Consider the following 18069-nt stretch of genomic DNA (forward strand, 5'->3'; position numbering starts at 1 on the left):
AAGTGGCTGCAACTATAGCCCATATGACCGTATTACGTAAGGCAGACCATGGACGCATCGCCCGTTTCGTGACGCCCGTCTACTGTCGCCCGATGGACAGGCTCACAGATATTCGCGGATCAGCACTTCGGCGATCTGCACGCTGTTCAGCGCGGCGCCCTTGCGAATATTGTCCGACACGACCCACAGATTGATGCCGCGCTCGCAGGACAGGTCTTCGCGGATCCGCCCGACATAAACGGCATCGTGGCCTGCGCCCTCGGTGACCGCAGTGGGGTATCCACCCAGCCGCGCCTCGTCCACCACGCTGATGCCGGGCGCCTTTTCAAGCAGGGCACGAACTTCACGCGCGGAGATCTTGCGCCGGGTCTCGATGTGCACGGCTTCGGAATGACCAAAGAATACCGGGACGCGCACAGCCGTCGGGTTGACTTGTATCGAGTCGTCCTCGAGGATCTTGCGCGTCTCCCACACCATCTTCATCTCTTCCTTGGTGTAGCCGTTGTCCATGAAGTCGTCGATATGGGGCACGACGTTGAACGCGTTTTGCTTGGCGGCACCCTGGGTTTCCACCGGCTGGTGGTTCAGATGCTGGGTAGTCTGCCGGGCCAGCAACTCAACCGAACGCCGGCCGGCGCCGGACACCGACTGATAGGTGGCGACATTGATGCGGGTGATGCCCACGGCATCATGAATCGGCTTGAGCGCCACCACCATCTGGATCGTTGAACAGTTCGGATTGGCAATGATGTTGCGCTGCCGGTACTGCGGAATGGCCTGCGGATTCACCTCGGGGACGATCAGCGGGATATCAGCCTCGTAACGGAACTTCGAGGTGTTGTCGATGACCACGCAGCCGGCGGCTCCGGCCCGCGGCGCATGCTCGCCTGAAACGCTGCCACCGGCCGAGAACAGGCCGATATCCACCCCGGCAAAATCGAAAGTCGCGAGATCCCTGACCGGCAGCTTGCGGCCGCCGAATTCAATGCTCTTCCCCACCGAGCGGGCACTCGCCAGCGGAATGAGTTCGCTGACCGGAAACTTTCGCCCGGCCAGAATCTGCAGCATGGTTTCGCCGACGAGACCGGTAGCACCGGCAACGGCGACCCTGTAGGCATTCTTCTTTGACATGAGCTGAAACTCTGCGATGGGTATAGGGCGGAAAGCCGCCGAAGGATAGGCAATTGCAGGGCAAAAACAAGCCCCGCAGCGATACGGAACGGGCCATGCCCGGACCGCTCAGCGTTTGGGTCGGCGCGCCTCGACAGCGGGCGTCAGCGGCTGCACATCGGCATTCTGGCCGCGCTGCCGCAGATAGTGATCCATGAGCACGATGGCGAGCATGGCCTCGGCGATCGGTACGGCCCGCAGCCCGACGCAGGGATCGTGCCGGCCGGTGGTGGCGATCTCGGCAGCCTCACCCTCCTCGTCTACGGTCGCCCCGGGCAGCCGGATGCTTGAGGTCGGCTTCAGCGCCATGCTGAAAAGTATGTCCTGACCGGTCGATATGCCGCCGAGGATGCCGCCAGCCGAGTTGCTGCGGAAACCTGCCGGTCCTATTTCGTCGCGATGCTCGGTACCCTTTTGTGCCACCACGGCAAAGCCGGCGCCGAGCTCAACCGCACGCACCGCATTGATGCTCATCAGTGCGTGGGCAATATCGGCCTCAAGCTTGTCGAACACCGGTTCGCCGAGGCCGGCCGGCACGCCCGAGGCGAGCACGTTGACCCGTGCGCCGATCGAGTTGCCCTCCTTGCGAAGCGCATCCATATACGCCTCGAGTTCTGCCAGGCGGGACGGGTCGGCACAGAAGAACGGATTGTCATCGACGGTTGAAAGGTCCAGCGGTTCGAGAACCAGCGGACCCAGCTGGCGCAGATAGCCGCGGATTTCCACGCCGAGGCGCTCACGCAGATATTTGCGGGCGATGGCGCCGGCGCCGACGCGCATTGCGGTTTCGCGGGCCGATGAACGCCCGCCGCCGCGATAGTCCCGCAGGCCGTATTTCTGCTGGTAGGTGTAGTCGGCATGGCCCGGACGGAAGCGGTCCTTGATACCCGCATAGTCCTTCGACTTCTGATCGACGTTATCGATCAGCAGGCCGATCGGCGTGCCGGTGGTCAGCCCTTCAAAGACACCGGAAAGGATGCGCACCGTGTCCGGCTCGCGACGGCCGGTGGTGTGGCGTGACTTGCCGGGCCGGCGGCGTTCGAGGTCGTGCTGGATGTCGGCCTCCGCAAGCGGCATGCCCGGTGGACACCCGTCGACGATGCAGCCGATCGCGGGTCCGTGACTCTCACCGAAGGTGGTCACGGAAAACAGTCTGCCTATGGTGTTGCCGGACATTCACTTGCTCTCAGATCGACGGCACTAATCAGCGCGATGCCGTCACCGCCGTTTTCAAACTCGGGCCAGATAAATGGCAGCGTCGCAAAACGCGCCTCCAGCAAGGCAGCCCCGCCGCCAACCTCCAGGGCCAGCCAGCCGTCCGCCGTGAGAAATTGCGTCGCATGTTGCAGGATTCTCGCGGGCGTTGCCATCCCGTCCTCCGCCGACAGCAGCGCCAGCTCCGGCTCGTGACGATACTCGTCCGGCAGTGATGCGACCTCTGCGGGCGAAACATAGGGTGGATTGCTGATGATCAGATCGAATACCCCGTCGAGCCCCGCATACAGGTCGGCCTCGACCAGCTGCACCCGGCCCGTCACCTTGTGCCGGGCCACGTTTTTCCTCGCCACCTCCAGCGCTGCCGGCGAGATATCCGTAGCCACCACGCTGCTCTCCGGAAAGGCCAGCGCACAGGCAACCGCCATGCAGCCGCTGCCGGTGCCGATCTCGAGAATCCGGTGGATGCCATCCGGATCCAGCCAGGGCACAAAGCGCGAGGTGATCAGTTCGGCGAAGGGTGAACGCGGCACCAGCACCCGCTCATCGACATGGAAAGGCAGCCCGGCGAACCATGCCTCACCGGTCAGGTAGGGCAAGGGCTGACGCGTGCTGATGCGCGCTTCGAGCATCCCGGCCACCTGCCGTTGTCCGGCTGCCGATACCGGCTGACCATAGACGCGCAACGCATCGGCATGGTCCAGGCCGAGCACGTGGAAAACCAGCGCTGCGGCTTCATCGCGCGCATTGTCAGTGCCATGTCCGAAGCAGACCGCGCTGCGCTCAAGGGCCCGGGTACAGCGGGCGATCAGCTCGGCAACACTCTGCCCCGCGTTGCTGTCGCCACCAGTCTTTTTGTCTGCCATCGCGCCCTGACCATCAGCATCCGAACCGGCCGTATAGAATACGCTGGTGCCAGACAGGACCGGAACCGGAACCACCATGCTGCAGGGCCTGCCTGATCAGCTCTTTGTGCTGTTCCAGCGTCTGCTGCCGGGGCGACTGCTGGGACGCATCGTCTACTGGCTGGCGCGTCAACGCGCACCGTGGCTGCGTACCCTGCTGATCAGGAGCTTCATCCGCTTTTACAAAGTCGATCTCAGCGAGGTCGAACACCCGGAACCGGCGGCATGGGAACATGCCAACGCCTTCTTCACGCGCGCACTGAAGCCTGGTGCCCGTCCCGTGGCTGCCGGTGCCGGTACGGTGGTGAGTCCCGCCGACGGCACGATTGAGGAACTCGGTTACGCCACCGGTGATCACCTGGTCCAGGCCAAGCGTTTTCATTACCGGCTGGCGGACTTTCTGGCCACCGACGATGCAGCGGTGGCCCGTTTTCATGATGGTGCAGCGCTGACGATCTACCTCGCCCCGCACAACTATCACCGGGTACACATGCCGCTGGCGGGGCAGATACGTGAAATGGTCTATGTACCCGGACGACGATGGGCAGTGAACAGGCGAACCGCCCGCGCGGTACCGGGGCTCTTTGCAGCCAACGAGCGGGTGATCCTGTGGTGCGAGAATCCCGCGGGCCGCTTTGCCGTGGTACTGGTCGGCGCGATGAATGTCGCAAGCATCTCACTGGCCTGGACGGGTGAAGTGGCACCAGGAAAGGAAGTAACCCGTATTCGTTATCCCGCCGATGCACCGCATCTTGCGATTCCCGCTGGTGGACTCCTGGGGCAGTTCAACCTCGGCTCTACGGTCGTCATCGTGGCTGAACGCAAGCTCATCGAGTGGGATGCCGGCTGGAGTTCGGGGCGCAGCGTACGCATGGGCGAAGCGCTGGGCCGGCTCCGGTCCGGCTGAGCCGGGACATGGCATGGCAACCATCGGCCAGCCTTGACACGCTGGCGCAGCGCGCACGCCTGCTCGGTGCCGCACGAAACTTTTTCAGCACGCGAGGTCTGCTGGAAGTCCAAACCCCGACACTCGTGGCCCACGCTGTCAGCGATCCGCACCTGTTCAACATGGCGACATCGCTCGCCGATGGCCGCAGGCTCTGGCTGCACACCTCACCCGAATACCATATGAAGCGGCTGCTTGCTGCCGGCGCTCCCGATATCTGGCAACTCGGCAAGGTCTACCGTGACGGCGAGGCCGGTCGCTGCCACGAACCGGAGTTCACGCTGGTCGAATGGTACCGACACGGCTACACGCTGGGAGCCATGGCCAGCGAAACCTGCGAGCTGATTGCAGCGCTGGCGGCTGCGGTGGGCAGATCCCTGACAACTCCGGCATTCATCAGCTATGGGGAACTTTTTGTCTCTGCAGTCGGCATCGATCCGCTGACTGCAGATGCAACAACGCTCTGCAACTGCGCGCGCAAAGTGCTGGGCAGCAGCCTCGGCATGGAACTGGAGAAGGGCCTCGGCAACGATATCGATGCCTGGCTCGACCTGCTGATGAGCCATGCCGTGACTACCCATCTGGCCGGTACGGAAATCGCGGTAGTCAGCGGCTATCCTGCAAGCCAGGCGGCGCTTGCGCGGATCGATCCTGCCGACGAGCGTATCGCCGAGCGCTTCGAGGTGTTCTGCGCGGGACTGGAAGTCGCCAACGGCTATCGCGAACTCTGCGCCGCCGATGAACAGGCGCGGCGCTTCAGCGCTGACCGGGCGACACGCGCCCGACTCGGCAGACCGGACGCGGTGCCGGATCCTGCACTGCTGGCCGCACTTGAAGCGGGGCTGCCGGACTGTGCCGGCGTTGCGCTGGGCTTTGACCGGGTCCTGATGTTTCTGCTGGACTTGCCGGACATCCGCTCCGGCATCAGTTTTCCGGCCGGTTCATGAACAGCGCATACCCGGTGGTCCGCGGCCCGTGAATGGCTGGCCTGCGCCTACTTGACCCGCGATGCGTACTCGCTGGAGCGGGTATCCACCTTGATGACTTCGCCTTCGTTGATGAAGAGCGGAACCTTCACCACTGCACCGGTCTCAAGGCGCGCGGGCTTCATGCCGCCGGTCGCTGTATCACCACGCACGCCCGGATCGGTCTCGACGATCTTGAGTTCAACGAACATCGGCGGAACGACTGTCAGCGGCACCCCGTTCCACAGCGTGACCGTGCAGGTGTCTTGCTCGCGCAGCCACTGCTTGGCCTCGGCGACCGCAGCATCAGACGCAGGGATCTGCTCGAAGGTTGCAGGATCCATGAAGTACCACATCTCGCCGTCGGCATAGAGAAACTGCATCGGGCAGTCGATGACATCGGCCGACTCGATGGAATCGCTGTTGCGGAAGGTTTTTTCCACTACCCGGCCGGTGCGCAGATTGCGGATCCGGATGCGGTTGAATGCCTGGCCCTTGCCAGGCTTGACGAACTCGTTATCGACCACGGCGCAAGGATCGCCATCGATCAGAATCTTGCTGCCACTCCGCAGATCACTCGCGCTGTAATTGGCCATACCAGTCCATTCCTTTACGTTGCCGGGTATTCTAGCCGTAGTGCTGTGCCGAGGGCAGACCCCGGCAGCAGATGGACAGCCAATGCACGCAATAACCCGACACCTGAAGGACCGATCGCCGTGGCAGACTGAACTCGGCCAGGCCTACGCACGCCTCGACGATCTGCTGGCAGCGCTCGGTCTGACGCCCGGGTCCTGTGGCGTATCGGCTGAAGCTGCGGCGACCTTTCCACTGCGCGTCCCGCGCGGATTCGTTGCCCGCATGCGGCATGGCGACCCGCTCGACCCGCTGTTGCGGCAGGTGCTGCCGGTCGAGGGCGAGAACGCAGTCGTGGCAGGCTATGGTGCCGATCCGGTCGGCGACCTCGACAGCGTGCGGGCGCCCGGACTGCTGCAGAAATATGCCGGCCGCGCATTGCTCATCACGACCGGCGCCTGCGCCGTACACTGCCGGTACTGCTTCCGGCGTGCCTTCCCCTACCCGGAACACAGCGCGACGCCCGGCGTACTCGCCGAGACGCTCGCGACGATCGCGGCTGACGACAGCCTCCACGAGATCATCCTGAGCGGCGGTGATCCGCTGGCGCTCGGCAATGCCCGGCTGCGCGAAATCCTCCGCTCGCTCGGCGATATTCCGCACATCAGCCGTATCCGGCTGCATACGCGGGTGCCGGTGGTGCTGCCGGAGCGCATCGATACCGAACTGCTCGATCTGCTCCGCAATGCAGGCCGTCCGGTGGTCACCGTGATTCACGCCAACCATGCCAATGAGATCGATGCTGGTGTTGTCGCAGCGCTGCTGGAACTGCGCGATGTCTCGGCCGCGCTGCTGAACCAGTCGGTACTGCTGCGCGGTGTAAACGACTCGGTCGATGCACTGGCCAATCTGTCCGGGAAACTGTTTTCCGCGGGCGTGCTGCCCTACTACCTGCACCAGCTGGACCATGTCGCCGGCGCCGCCCACTTCCTCGTTCCCGATGAGGAAGCACGTGCCCTGCTTGCGGCGATGACCGCGAGGTTGCCGGGCTATCTGGTACCGCGACTCGTACGCGAGATCGCCGGAGCGGCTGCAAAAACACCGCTGGAATATTTCAACGCTACATAATTCCAGCCGCGCCACATAATCGTACTGCGGTCACATAATCCCCGCGGTGGTGTCGGCAGAATCCTGATCCTTCGAAGAAGACACGACAGGTGTGGGGTTGGGCAACTCCGTTGGCATTCCGCTGATCGTCATCAGCCGCAGCGACGATCACGCTACGACCATCAATACGATTCTGCGCGACAGTGGTCATCCGGTGCACTGCATGCGGGTCAATGAGCTGAAGCTGCTCGGCGAGCAGCTGTCTGCCATGGCCCCGGAACTCGTCCTGTATTTTTCGGGCGATACCGACGTCGATCTGGCTGCCGCTGCTGCCAGCATCGCCCAGTGCAGCACGCAGCCACCGCTGCTCCTCGTGCACAACCAGGTTGACGAACAGACCATCGCTACCGCACTGGAAAGCGGTGCCCGCGACGTCGTCTCGCTGACGCACCGTAACCGCCTGCGTGCCGTTGTGACCCGGGAGTTGCACGCACACCGGCTGCGGGTCGCACTGGAAGGTGTGCTCAGCTCGGCGCGGCAGTACAAACAGGAATTGCGCAGCCTGATGAGCGGCGCCTCTGATGCCATCGTTGACATACACGATGGTATCGTCGTCGCCACCAACCCGGCCTGGGCCGCATTGCTCGGCCGCGCTGAAGAAGAACTCATCGGCGAGCCCTTCATGGACCTGTTCCGCGAAGCCGATCAGGCCACACTGAAAGGCGCGCTGGTCGCCTGCCTGCGCGACAAGTGGCAGGAAGGCAGCACGCTCGGCATGGTCGCCTACCGCAAGGATGGCCGTGAGCTGCCGCTGGACCTCCAGCTGAAACGCATCACCATCGATGGCGACCCCGGCATCAGGCTGATTGTCCCGGGTGAACGGAGCGTCGAACAGCCCGTTGACGAAATGCTGCAACACGCCGTCGGCAAGGATCCCTCGACCGGGTTCTTCCAGCGACACTTCTTTCTGGAACACCTCGCGGCCCGACTTGCGACACCACCGGAAGGCGGTATCCGGGCCGTCGCCTACATCCGCCCCGACCATTTTTCCAGGGTGCAGGCTGATGTCGGACTGCTCGGCACCGAAGCCCTGCTGATGCGCCTTGCCGAGTTGCTGCGCGAACTCATGCAGCCCGGCGATCTTTACGGCCGATTCGGCGGCACGATGTTCGCGGTGCTCGTGGAACGCGGCACGATGGGCGACGTTCAGGCCTGGGCCGAGCAGATACAGAAGGCCGTGGCCACACAGATCTTCGAGGTCGACACCCAGTCGACCTCACTCTCGTGCACGATCGGTGTCTGCGAAGCGCGTTCGGGTAGCCAGACGCCCGGCGAGATCCTCAGCGAGGCGGAACAGGCCTGCCGCAATGGCCGCGACCAGGGCGGCAACCGCGTCATGCTGAGCGACATTACCAGCGTCACCGAGCGCCTGCGCCTGACCGACTCGCTGTGGATTACGCGTATCCGTGCCGCGCTGATGCAGAACCGCCTGCGGCTCGTGCATCAGCCGGTGGTCGGACTGCAGGACGAGGTGCAGGGCGTGCTCGACACGCGTGTGCGCCTGATCGACGAACAGGGTGAACCGGTGCTGCCCTCGGAGTTCATTCCGGTCGCAGAACGCGCCCACATGATGAAGAACATCGATCGCTGGGTGATCGGTGCATCTTTCTCGTTCTGCGTTGCGCGCCAGCCGAACCTGGTATTCATCCGGCTGTCGCGTGAATCGATACTCGATGAGTCGCTGCTCGACTGGCTGAAGGCACGCGCCCAGAGCACGCGACTCAAGCCCTCCCAGGTCTGCTTCCAGGTCAGCGAGGAGCTGGCCCTGCAGCACCTCAAGGAATGTCAGCAGACGGCCAAACAGCTCCGCGAAGCAGGCTTCATGTTTGCCGTCGATCACCTCGGCGCCGGCCGGGATGCCACGCAACTGCTCGGCCATCTGCCGATGCAGTTCGTCAAGATCGACGGCAGCCTGATGCAGGGACTGCACCGGGACAAGGAACTGCAGCGCAAGGTTGGCGGCATCGCCGCGCGCGCAAATGAACTGAAGATCAAGACCATTGCCGAGCGGGTCGAAAACGCCAACACGATGGCAGTGCTCTGGCAGCTCGGTATCGCCTTCGTGCAGGGCAATTTCACCCAGAACCACGGCGTGGTCCTGGCCAGTGAAACCAGCCCCGGTCAGCAGGCTGTTGGCTGAGGGATCCCGTGCAGCCGATCACAGTCCACGGCACCGGAAGCGCGTCCTGCTGCTGCCACATTACAGAACGAGACCTGGTTCATTTCACTGAACCGCAGCAAATGGTCTCTTGTCGTCTGTCACAAAACCGATCCGCAGTGGATCTGTAAACCCGGGACCCCAGGCATGCGCACCAGGCGCAACCAGAGCAAGAAAAGCACGCCGCCCGCGCACCGCGCGGCGCACACACAACCCGCAACCGGTCATGAGCGGCTGGTCGCATCCACGCTTGCAGGCATGGCCCTGTTCGCCGTGTCCCCGGCCGGTCACTCGCTGAGCCTCGGCGAGATCACCATACACTCCAGCCTCGGGCAACGTCTCGATGCCAGCGTCCCGGTTCAACTGGCCGCCGGTGAATCGCTGTCCGGCGGCTGCATTCAGTCAGGCCGCGGCAGCAATGACCTCGGGCGCGTTCCCGATGCTTCCGTCAGCACGCCCGAGGCGGTTCGCCCGGGCACGTACACGCTGCGGATCAGCAGCACCGCAGCGCTTTTTGAACCGGTCTACGCACTGAGCCTGCAGGCCGGCTGCCCTGGTACCGCTGCCATCACACGACAGTATGTGCTGATGCTTGACCCGCCGGGCATGAACGCTGAGCCGGCTCCGGTGCCATTTCAACCACCGGTTGCGCAGACGGGACGGTTGCCGGAAGCCCTTCCTGCCTCGCCTGTCTCCGGAGATGCGCTGCGCACGACGGTACCGCGTGAGCGGCCATTGCGATCGCGCCGCTCACTGGATGCCGCCAACACACCGGTCTTGCCTGGCACGAGATATCAGGTGGTTGCCGGCGATACCGTATCGTCGATTGCGGCGCGCGTCAGCGGACGCCGGGTGAATCTGTGGACGCTCGCTGGCCAGATTTTTGCTGCCAACCCGGATGCGTTTATTCGCAACGACATCAACCTGATCAAACTCGGCAGCACAATCGACATTCCGGCTACCAATGCCCCTGCCGAGGCAATGATCCCTGCTGCCCTGACAGCATCTCTACCTGAACCCGTACCGGTACCGCTGCCAGAACCGGCCCTGTTGCCGGCTGTCGCACCGGTGCCGGTTGAATCCGCACCCACTGCCGCCACGACTGAAATTGCTGCCACACCGGCTGCCGAGCCAGCTCCGGTCAGCAGGATCTCGCCCATCAAGGAAACCGCAACCGGTCCTTCGGAACCGGCGATTGCCGCTGTCGACACACCTGCCGGGACCGAAGCCAGTCCGCTGGCTGCCACTGCCGCGGGCATCACCTTCGGCCTGCTGATCAGCGCCCTGCTCTGGTTCCGCAACCGGCTGCCAGCCATCGCCCTCAAGCGCCAGGCAAGACAACCGGTGCAGGCTGATTCCGCCGCGGAGGAAGACCCGTTCAGCAGCGCAGCCATAGCCGCCCCGATTACGGTACGTACCGAGCGTGCGGAGCCATCGATCACAGTCCAATGGTCCGCGCGGCCTGATGATTCACTGTCCAAGGAGTTTACAAGGCGAACCGCAGCTGATTCGCAGACGGTTGCCCAGCCTGCGTCAGCTGCGCATTCCGAGGAAATCACCTCGGAACTCGAAAAGCTGTTTGGCGACGACAGCGAGACCCTGAATTCCCCGGCACCCGCGATGCCTTCGATATCCGACGACAACGGTGCGCATGATGCGGATGAAAACGACAAGCAGGCCGAGACCCTGCTGCAGGCCCTGTCGCTGCTTGAACGCGACTACGAAACCGAGCTGACCGCCAGCCAGGTGCTGGACCTGTCTGCAATGCGCGAAGCGCTGGCGACCGGTACCGACTCAAAGCCGTTCATCAAGAAACCCGACTAGGCTCGCTGTCAGGCAGATGGCGCGACCAGGATGCGGTCGACCTTGCGCCAGCCTCGTGGCAACAGACCACCGCGCTGGCCACGCGCACCCCGATAGTCCGCGAGATCGCCCGGCTTCAGCGTCATGCTGCGCTGATTGCTGAACAGCAACAGCGAATCTCCCGGCTCAAGCACGGCGATACTGGTGAGCTTCTCCTCACCTGCCTTGAACTTGCGCGTTGAGATACCGAAGATCTTGTTGCCTTTGCCGCGCGCGAGTTCAGGCAGATCGGCGGCCGGGAATACCAGCAGCCGGCCTTCCGAATTGACCGCCGCAACCAGCGCCTTGCCCGGAAATCCGGTACCACCATACGGCGCGGGAATCAGTACATCAGCGCCCTCGGGTACACGCAGACAGGCTTTGCCGGCCCGGTTACGCGACTGGAGTTCAGCGAGCTGGACGAAAAACCCGTAACCAGCATCGCTGGCCAGCAGCCAGTGCATGGATGGCTCGCCGATGAGCACGCCGCGGAAACTGGCGCCAGCCGCCGGATTGAGCCGGCCGGTGAGCGGCTCGCCCTGGCCACGTGCCGAAGGCAGTGAATGTGCGGGCAGACAGTAGGCGCGGCCGGCATTGTCGAGAAACACGGCGGTCTGCGTACTCTTGCCGAGTGCCGCAGCCAGATAGCTGTCCCCTGACTTGTAACTCAGCGATGCCGGATCAATCTCGTGGCCCTTGGCCGCACGCACCCAGCCGCCGACCGACAACACCACGGTGACCGGCTCGCTGCTGACCAGTGCGGTTTCAGCCAGCGCCTGGGCCGCTTCGCGCTCGACGATGGCCGTGCGCCGCTTGTCCCCGTGTTTCTCGGCCAGCGCCAGCAACTCGTCGCGGATCAGTTTTCGAAGCTTTGCGGCGCTCTTCAGGACCTGATTGAGCCAGTCGCGCTCTTCTGCCAGTGCCTTCTGCTCGCTGCGGATCTCGATTTCCTCGAGTTTGGCCAGCTGGCGCAGGCGCAGATTGAGAATTGCCTCGGCCTGCACATCGCTGATTCCGAATCGTTCCATCAGCACCTCTTTGGGCTTGTCTTCCCGGCGGATGATGCGGATGACTTCGTCGATATTGAGAAAGGCGATCAGCAGGCCATCGAGGATGTGCAGACGGTCCTCGACCTTGCCCAGGCGATCCCGCAGGCGCCGCTTGACGGTATCGGTACGGAATTGCAACCACTCGGCAAGCAGCGATTTGATATCGCGGATACCGGGCCGGCCATCGAGACCGATGCAGTTCATGTTGACGCGGAGGGTGCGCTCGAGATCTGTGGTGGCAAACAAATGGCCCATCAGCGCATCTATATCCACCTTGCCGGATTTCGGCGTGATGACCAGGCGCACCGGGTTCTCGTGGTCAGACTCGTCGCGCAGGTCATCGACCAGTGGCAGCTTTTTCGCCTGCCGCTGGGCCTCGATCTGCTCGAGCACCTTGCTGCCGGACACCTGGAACGGCAGGTTGGTGATGATGATGTCGTTGTCTTCGCGCTCCCAGGTCGCGCGCAGACGCAGGGTGCCGTTCCCGGTCGCGTAGATCTCGTTGAGTTCCTTGCGCGGCGTAACCAGCTCACCGCCGGTCGGGAAATCCGGGCCCTTGATGTGCTGGCAGAGCTGTTTGGCCGTGGTATCCGGCTCCTCCAGCAGCCGCAGCACCGCAGTGACGACTTCACGCAGGTTGTGCGGCGGGATGTCGGTAGACATGCCGACGGCGATTCCGCTCGCACCGTTCAGGAGAATGTTCGGCAGCTGCGCAGGCAGCAGCACCGGTTCGAGCAACGTGCCGTCGAAGTTCGGCACCCACTCGACCGTGCCGTGATCGAGTTCGTCGAGCAGCGTCGCCGCATAGCCTGTCAGCCGGGCCTCGGTGTAGCGCATGGCCGCAAAGGACTTCGGATCGTCGGTCGAACCCCAGTTGCCCTGGCCATCGATGATCGGGTAGCGATAGGCGAAGTCCTGGGCCATATGCACCATGGCTTCGTAACACGCCGAATCACCGTGCGGATGGAACTTGCCGAGCACATCGCCGACCGTACGGGCGGATTTCTTGTGCTTGCTGGTCGCGCGCAGCCCCAGCTCGCTCATCGCATAGATGATGCGCCGCTGCACCGGTTTGAGGCCGTCACCGATATACGGCAGGGCACGATCGAGAATCACGTACATCGAGTAGTCGAGATACGCCTTCTCGGTGAAGGTGCGCAGCGCAAGCTTCTCGACCGGGTCGAACTCGAGACGCGTCTGCATGTTGTCGGAAGCCGTCATTGGAATTTCATACCCCGTCAGATCTCGGCAAGATTGCCCTTGCTCTCGAGCCAGGCACGCCGGTCAGCCGAGCGCTTCTTGGCCAGCAGCATGTCCAGCAGCTGTTCCGTGTCGTCCTGTGGCGACATCGTCAACTGTACCAGACGCCGCGAGTCGGGCAGCATGGTGGTCTCACGCAACTGCAGCGGGCTCATTTCACCAAGACCCTTGAAGCGCGTTACATTGGGTTTTGCGCGTATGCCTTCGGCCTGCAGCCGGTCGAGGGTACCCTGCCGCTCGGCTTCGTCCAGCGCGTAGTAGACATCCTTGCCCACATCGATACGAAACAGGGGTGGCATGGCCACATAGACATGCCCGGCACGGATCAGCTGGGGAAAGTGCCGGACGAACAGCGCGCAGATCAGCGTCGCGATGTGCTGGCCGTCCGAGTCGGCGTCGGCAAGGATGCAGATCTTGTGGTAGCGCAGCCCGGCGAGGTCATTGCTGCCGGGCTCGGCGCCGATCGCCAGGCTGATATTGCTGACTTCCTGCGACGCCAGCAGTTCGCCCTGGTCGACTTCCCAGGTATTGAGGATCTTGCCCCGCAGCGGCAGCACGGCCTGGTATTCCCGGTCGCGGGCCTGCTTGGCCGAACCGCCGGCGGAATCGCCTTCCACCAGGAAGATCTCGCAACGCTCCGGATCGGTGCTGGTGCAATCGGTGAGCTTGCCGGGCAATACCGGTCCGCTGGTAATCCGCTTGCGCACCACCACTCTTGCCATCTTTGCCCGCGTCTGGGCAGCAAGAATTGCCCGTTCGGCAATCTGGTCACCGGCATCGGTGTTCTGGCTGAGCCAGAGCGAAAACGAGTCCTTGACCGCACCGCTGACGAAGGCGGCACATTCGCGCGAACTCAGCCGTTCCTTGGTCTGCCCGGAAAACTGCGGATCCTGCATCTTCACCGACAGCACGAACTGCAAGCCGTCCCAGACGTCATCAGGTGCCAGCTTCACCCCGCGCGGCAGCAGATTCCGGAACTCGCAGTATTCGCGCAACGCATCGGTAAGGCCGGTCCTGAAGCCGTTGACATGCGTACCACCCTGCGCTGTCGGAATCAGGTTGACATAGGACTCGTTGATGGCCGGGCCATCCGGATCCGCCCAGGCCATGGCCCACTCTGCTTCTTCACGCTGCCCCTTGAGGACCGCGCTGAAGGGTTCCGACGGCAACAGCGCAGTATCCGGCAGACTTTCAACCAGGTACTGCTCCAGTCCACCCTCGTAGTGCCATTCGAATTTCTGTTCCGGCTTCTCGACCTCGAAGCGGATCTGCAGCCCCGGGCAAAGCACCGCCTTGGCCCGCAGCGCATGGCGCAGCTCGTTTATGGCGAACTTGTCGGTGTCGAAATACTTCGGATCCGGCCAGAAACGCAGTGTCGTTCCGGTATTGGCCTTGCCGACGGTACCGACCTTTTCGAGCTTGCTGGTGCGCTCACCGCCGCGGAAACTCATGTTGTACTCGCAACCGTCGCGGCGTATCCAGACCTCGAGATTCTTCGACAGCGCGTTTACGACCGAGACACCAACACCGTGCAGGCCGCCTGAATACTGGTAGTTATTGCCGGAAAATTTCCCGCCGGCGTGCAGCCGCGTGAGGATGAGTTCAACGCCGGGGATTTTTTCGACGGGGTGCTTGTCCACCGGCATGCCGCGGCCATCGTCAGCTACCTGCAGCGAGCCATCGGCGAACAGCGTGACGTCGATTCGCTTGCAGTGTCCGGCGATGGCCTCGTCGACGCTGTTGTCGATGACCTCGTGGGCAAGGTGATTCGGTCGACTGGTATCGGTATACATGCCCGGCCGGCGGCGGACCGGGTCGAGACCGCTCAGGACCTCGATATCAGCAGCTTCGTAACGGGCACTCATGGACGGCCCGGCCTGCCGGCAGCAGACTGCCAATGCATCGGGGCCGCTGAAGACTCGATCACAGCGGAATCCTTAATTATCCAGGGTCGCGCACAACAACGGGCGGAATCTTAGTCCACCCGGAGGATTTATCAACACGGAACGAAGCGGAAGTGCTTCAGTGCAGGTCGGCCAGCAACGACTCGTGCAAGGTCTGGGGAACGTCGTCCACGCGAAGTCTGAGCTGCGGGTGATCCACACCAACCGACAGCGCCGCACCGGCACGCAATGCCTTCACTGAGCCTGGCGGCAGCTCGAAACGCAGGAAGTGTACGGCTGAGGTCTTGCTTTCCGTGCTGCGCTCAAGGTCTTCGTCGGCGATACCAAAAACGACCGGCTCGCCGGCCACCTGCACCCAGATCCGGTCCTCTATACCGACCAGCTGCTCGAGCGCCACGCGACGTTCGTCGGGATCCGGATATTCAATGGACAGGGTTGCCTTCCAGTTGCTGCCGTCAGGAATCAGCGGGTTATAGGCCGCCAGCTCGGCTTCGATATCAGCCGGCTCGAAAATCCGCTCGGCACGCAGCATTTCCTGCACCTGGTAGTGCATGGTCAGCCGGTCTTCAAAGACCAGCGACAAGTGTTCGCCGAGACCGAGGCGGCGGTGCGCCTTGTGCTCGATGACCCGTTCGCGGAATTCCGGCCGCAGCCGCGCGTAGGTCTCGAGGGGATACAGGTCGTCAACAGTCAGTTTGTTCATGTCAGATGCCGTAGGCTTGCCGCAGCAGCTGTATCGGATGCGGATGGGCATCACGGTCGGCCAGACCGGCCACCTGTGCGCCGGCCATCGGGCAGTCGCTGCAGAAGTGATCCGGTGCCGCCTCTTTCAGCTGATCGACCACCGGCATCGCGATCTTCACCGAAGCGGCGCGGAATTCGGTCTTTACACCGTAGGTGCCGTCATGACCTGAACACCGCTCGATGGCCTCGACGGTGGTACCCGGAATCAGGGACAGGACATCGCGCGTCTTGAGGCCGATGTTCTGCACGCGCAGATGACAGGGCACATGCCAGGAAACCCGCCCCAGCGGTTTGGCGAAGTCGGTGCGCAGCTTGTCGGCCTTGTGGCGCAGATACAGATAATTGAACGGATCGAAAAATGCCCTGGCGACCGCCTGCACCTGCCGGTCTTCCGGAAACATCAGCGGCAGTTCCTGCTTGAACATGAGCACGCATGAGGGCACTGGTGCGACCAGGTCCCAGCCCTGCTCCACCCAGCGCGCCAGTTCCGGCACGTTCGCTTCCTTGGCCTTGGCTACCGACTCCAGATCACCCAGTTCGAGCTTCGGCATCCCGCAGCACTGCTCCGATCCGACCAGCTTCACCTGTATGCCGTTGTGGCGGAATACAGCGACCAGGTCTTCAACCATGGCCGGCAGGTTGCGGTTGCCGTAACAGGTCGTATAGAGGACCACCCGGCCTTGCGTGCCGTTGACCGGTTCCACAGGCAGATCCGGTGCCGGCGTGCGCGCGAGGCGCTTGCGCGCCGTATCGCTCTCGTAACGCGGCAGCGGCGCGTCGCGCGCCACGCCCAGCGTCTTTTCCAGCAGCAGACGGCCGGCCAGGTTGTCGTTGACGGCGTTGACCACTTCGGACACCACCGGGATGCCGGCGATGCTGCCGACCATGTCGGTCGAAGACAGAATCCGGCTGCGCAGCGATGCACCCTCCTCGCGAAAGCGCACGGCCTTCGCCCGCAACATCAGATGCGGGAAATCGACGTTGAAGGAATGCGGTGGCACGTAGGGGCACTTCGACACATAGCACATGTCGCACAGATAGCAGTGGTCCACGACCTCGCCGAACTTGCTCTTCGGCACGCTATCCAGTTCACCGGTCGGGGATTCATCGACCGCATCGAACAGTGTCGGAAACGCATTGCAGAGGCTGAAGCAGCGCCGGCAACCGTGACAGATATCGAAAACCCGCTCGAGTTCCTTGTCGAGCGCGGCCTTGTCCCAGAATTCCGGCGACCGCCAGTCAAGCGGATGCCGGGTCGGGGCCTCAAGGCCGCCCTCGCGCGCAGGCTGGTTATCCATCTGCGCTGTTATTTGCCCAGCGTATCCAGTGCCTTCTGGAAGCGGTTCGCGTGCGAACGCTCTGCCTTGGCCAGGGTCTCGAACCAGTCAGCGATCTCGCGAAAACCTTCATCGCGTGCCGACTTGGCCATCCCCGGGTACATGTCGGTGTACTCGTGAGTCTCGCCGGCAATCGCCGCCTTGAGGTTCTCGGCCGTCGAGCCGATCGGCAGGCCCGTCGCCGGGTCTCCGACAGCCTTCAGGTAGTCGAGATGACCGTGTGCGTGGCCGGTCTCGCCTTCTGCCGTGGAGCGGAATACAGCTGCCACGTCGTTGAAACCCTCGACATCGGCCTTGCCTGCGAAATACAGATAACGCCGGTTCGCTTGCGACTCACCGGCGAATGCGGCCTTGAGGTTGCCCTCGGTCTTGCTGCCCTTGAGGTTCATATCAGTTCTCCCTGGTTATTGATCTTATGCCCGTGCCCCGGATCAGCCGAGACACGTCTTTTAGAATGAGTCTAAAGTTTAAGAGGTCCGACAGGCTCCTGTCAACGCTTGCGGTCCATGGTTTGACCGCCCGCCGGAGCATATGCAAACCTTAACCTCATCACCCACCTCAAGACCAGTGTCCATATGAACACAGCGCGCCGCAAACTGCCGGACCTGGAAAAATCCCTGGCCGAACTTGAAACCATCGTCGAGCAGCTCGAATCAGGCGAACTGGCGCTGGAGAAATCGCTGAAGGAATTCGAACGCGGCGTGCGCCTGAGCCGCGAATGCCAGCTCGCACTCAAGGATGCGGAACAGCGCGTTCAGCAGCTGATGGGTGCGGAACTCAAGGACTTTGTCAGCCCGGACGACGAACCGGACGACGCTGCCTGAGTGCGTTCTT

The 18069-nt window shown here is 63.0% G+C and carries 15 protein-coding genes; 6 read left to right on the forward strand and 9 right to left on the reverse strand.

The window, feature by feature from the left end; genetic code table 11:
* Positions 1–102: 102 nt before the first annotated feature.
* The 3 genes from H6979_04150 to prmB all read right to left on the reverse strand — a co-directional run bounded on the left by H6979_04150 (position 103) and on the right by prmB (position 3251).
* Positions 103–1131: an aspartate-semialdehyde dehydrogenase gene (locus H6979_04150; protein ID MCP5139027.1), complete on the reverse strand. Its 1029-nt coding sequence runs from the start codon at positions 1129–1131 to the stop codon at positions 103–105.
* 108 nt (positions 1132–1239) lie between these two features.
* Positions 1240–2346 carry a chorismate synthase gene (gene aroC / locus H6979_04155; protein MCP5139028.1) on the reverse strand — a complete coding sequence of 369 codons (1107 nt, stop codon included), beginning with the start codon at positions 2344–2346 and terminating at the stop codon, positions 1240–1242.
* Positions 2328–3251, reverse strand: coding sequence for a 50S ribosomal protein L3 N(5)-glutamine methyltransferase (gene prmB / locus H6979_04160; protein ID MCP5139029.1), 924 nt, complete (start codon positions 3249–3251; stop codon positions 2328–2330). Before prmB ends, aroC begins: the two co-directional genes overlap by 19 nt.
* 76 nt (positions 3252–3327) lie before the next feature.
* On the opposite strand from prmB, the gene psd reads away from it, so the two are divergent.
* Positions 3328–4197: a phosphatidylserine decarboxylase gene (gene psd, locus H6979_04165; GenBank protein ID MCP5139030.1), complete on the forward strand. Its 870-nt coding sequence runs from the start codon at positions 3328–3330 to the stop codon at positions 4195–4197.
* 8 nt (positions 4198–4205) lie between these two features.
* Positions 4206–5183, forward strand: coding sequence for an EF-P lysine aminoacylase GenX (genX, locus tag H6979_04170; GenBank protein MCP5139031.1), 978 nt, complete (start codon positions 4206–4208; stop codon positions 5181–5183).
* Positions 5184–5230: 47 nt separating this feature from the next.
* Here the strand turns inward: genX and efp are convergent, their stop codons facing one another.
* Complete coding sequence (efp, locus tag H6979_04175; GenBank protein MCP5139032.1) at positions 5231–5797, reverse strand: elongation factor P; 567 nt, start codon at positions 5795–5797, stop codon at positions 5231–5233.
* 82 nt (positions 5798–5879) lie between these two features.
* Here efp and epmB point away from each other — a divergent pair, with 82 nt between their 5' ends.
* From epmB to H6979_04190, 3 genes are all read left to right on the forward strand, one after another.
* Positions 5880–6902 (forward strand): EF-P beta-lysylation protein EpmB, encoded by a 1023-nt coding sequence (epmB, locus tag H6979_04180; GenBank protein ID MCP5139033.1) that lies wholly within the window; start codon positions 5880–5882, stop codon positions 6900–6902.
* A gap of 97 nt (positions 6903–6999) precedes the next feature.
* Positions 7000–9081, forward strand: a complete 2082-nt coding sequence (locus H6979_04185; GenBank protein MCP5139034.1) for an EAL domain-containing protein — start codon at positions 7000–7002, stop codon at positions 9079–9081.
* A gap of 165 nt (positions 9082–9246) precedes the next feature.
* The gene (locus H6979_04190; protein ID MCP5139035.1) at positions 9247–10923 is read left to right on the forward strand and encodes a hypothetical protein; all 1677 of its coding nucleotides are present in this window, start codon (positions 9247–9249) and stop codon (positions 10921–10923) included.
* A gap of 8 nt (positions 10924–10931) precedes the next feature.
* On the opposite strand, the gene parC is transcribed toward H6979_04190, so the two are convergent.
* From parC to H6979_04215, 5 genes are all read right to left on the reverse strand, one after another.
* Positions 10932–13211, reverse strand: a complete 2280-nt coding sequence (gene parC / locus H6979_04195; protein ID MCP5139036.1) for a DNA topoisomerase IV subunit A — start codon at positions 13209–13211, stop codon at positions 10932–10934.
* A gap of 17 nt (positions 13212–13228) precedes the next feature.
* Positions 13229–15115, reverse strand: a complete 1887-nt coding sequence (parE, locus tag H6979_04200) for a DNA topoisomerase IV subunit B (GenBank protein ID MCP5139037.1) — start codon at positions 15113–15115, stop codon at positions 13229–13231.
* A 157-nt stretch (positions 15116–15272) separates the two neighbouring features.
* A complete protein-coding gene (locus H6979_04205) occupies positions 15273–15857 on the reverse strand; it encodes a DUF3501 family protein (GenBank protein MCP5139038.1) in 585 nt (194 codons plus the stop codon).
* 1 nt (position 15858) lies between these two features.
* Entirely contained in the window at positions 15859–17196 is a 1338-nt protein-coding gene (locus H6979_04210) for a Fe-S oxidoreductase (protein MCP5139039.1), read from the reverse strand.
* An 8-nt stretch (positions 17197–17204) separates the two neighbouring features.
* A complete protein-coding gene (locus H6979_04215; protein ID MCP5139040.1) occupies positions 17205–17624 on the reverse strand; it encodes a rubrerythrin in 420 nt (139 codons plus the stop codon).
* Positions 17625–17810: 186 nt separating this feature from the next.
* On the opposite strand from H6979_04215, the gene H6979_04220 reads away from it, so the two are divergent.
* Complete coding sequence (locus H6979_04220; protein MCP5139041.1) at positions 17811–18059, forward strand: exodeoxyribonuclease VII small subunit; 249 nt, start codon at positions 17811–17813, stop codon at positions 18057–18059.
* The last annotated feature ends 10 nt before the right edge of the window (positions 18060–18069 follow it).

The sequence above is a fragment of the Chromatiales bacterium genome, from assembly GCA_024234935.1.
Classification (GTDB): domain Bacteria; phylum Pseudomonadota; class Gammaproteobacteria; order Steroidobacterales.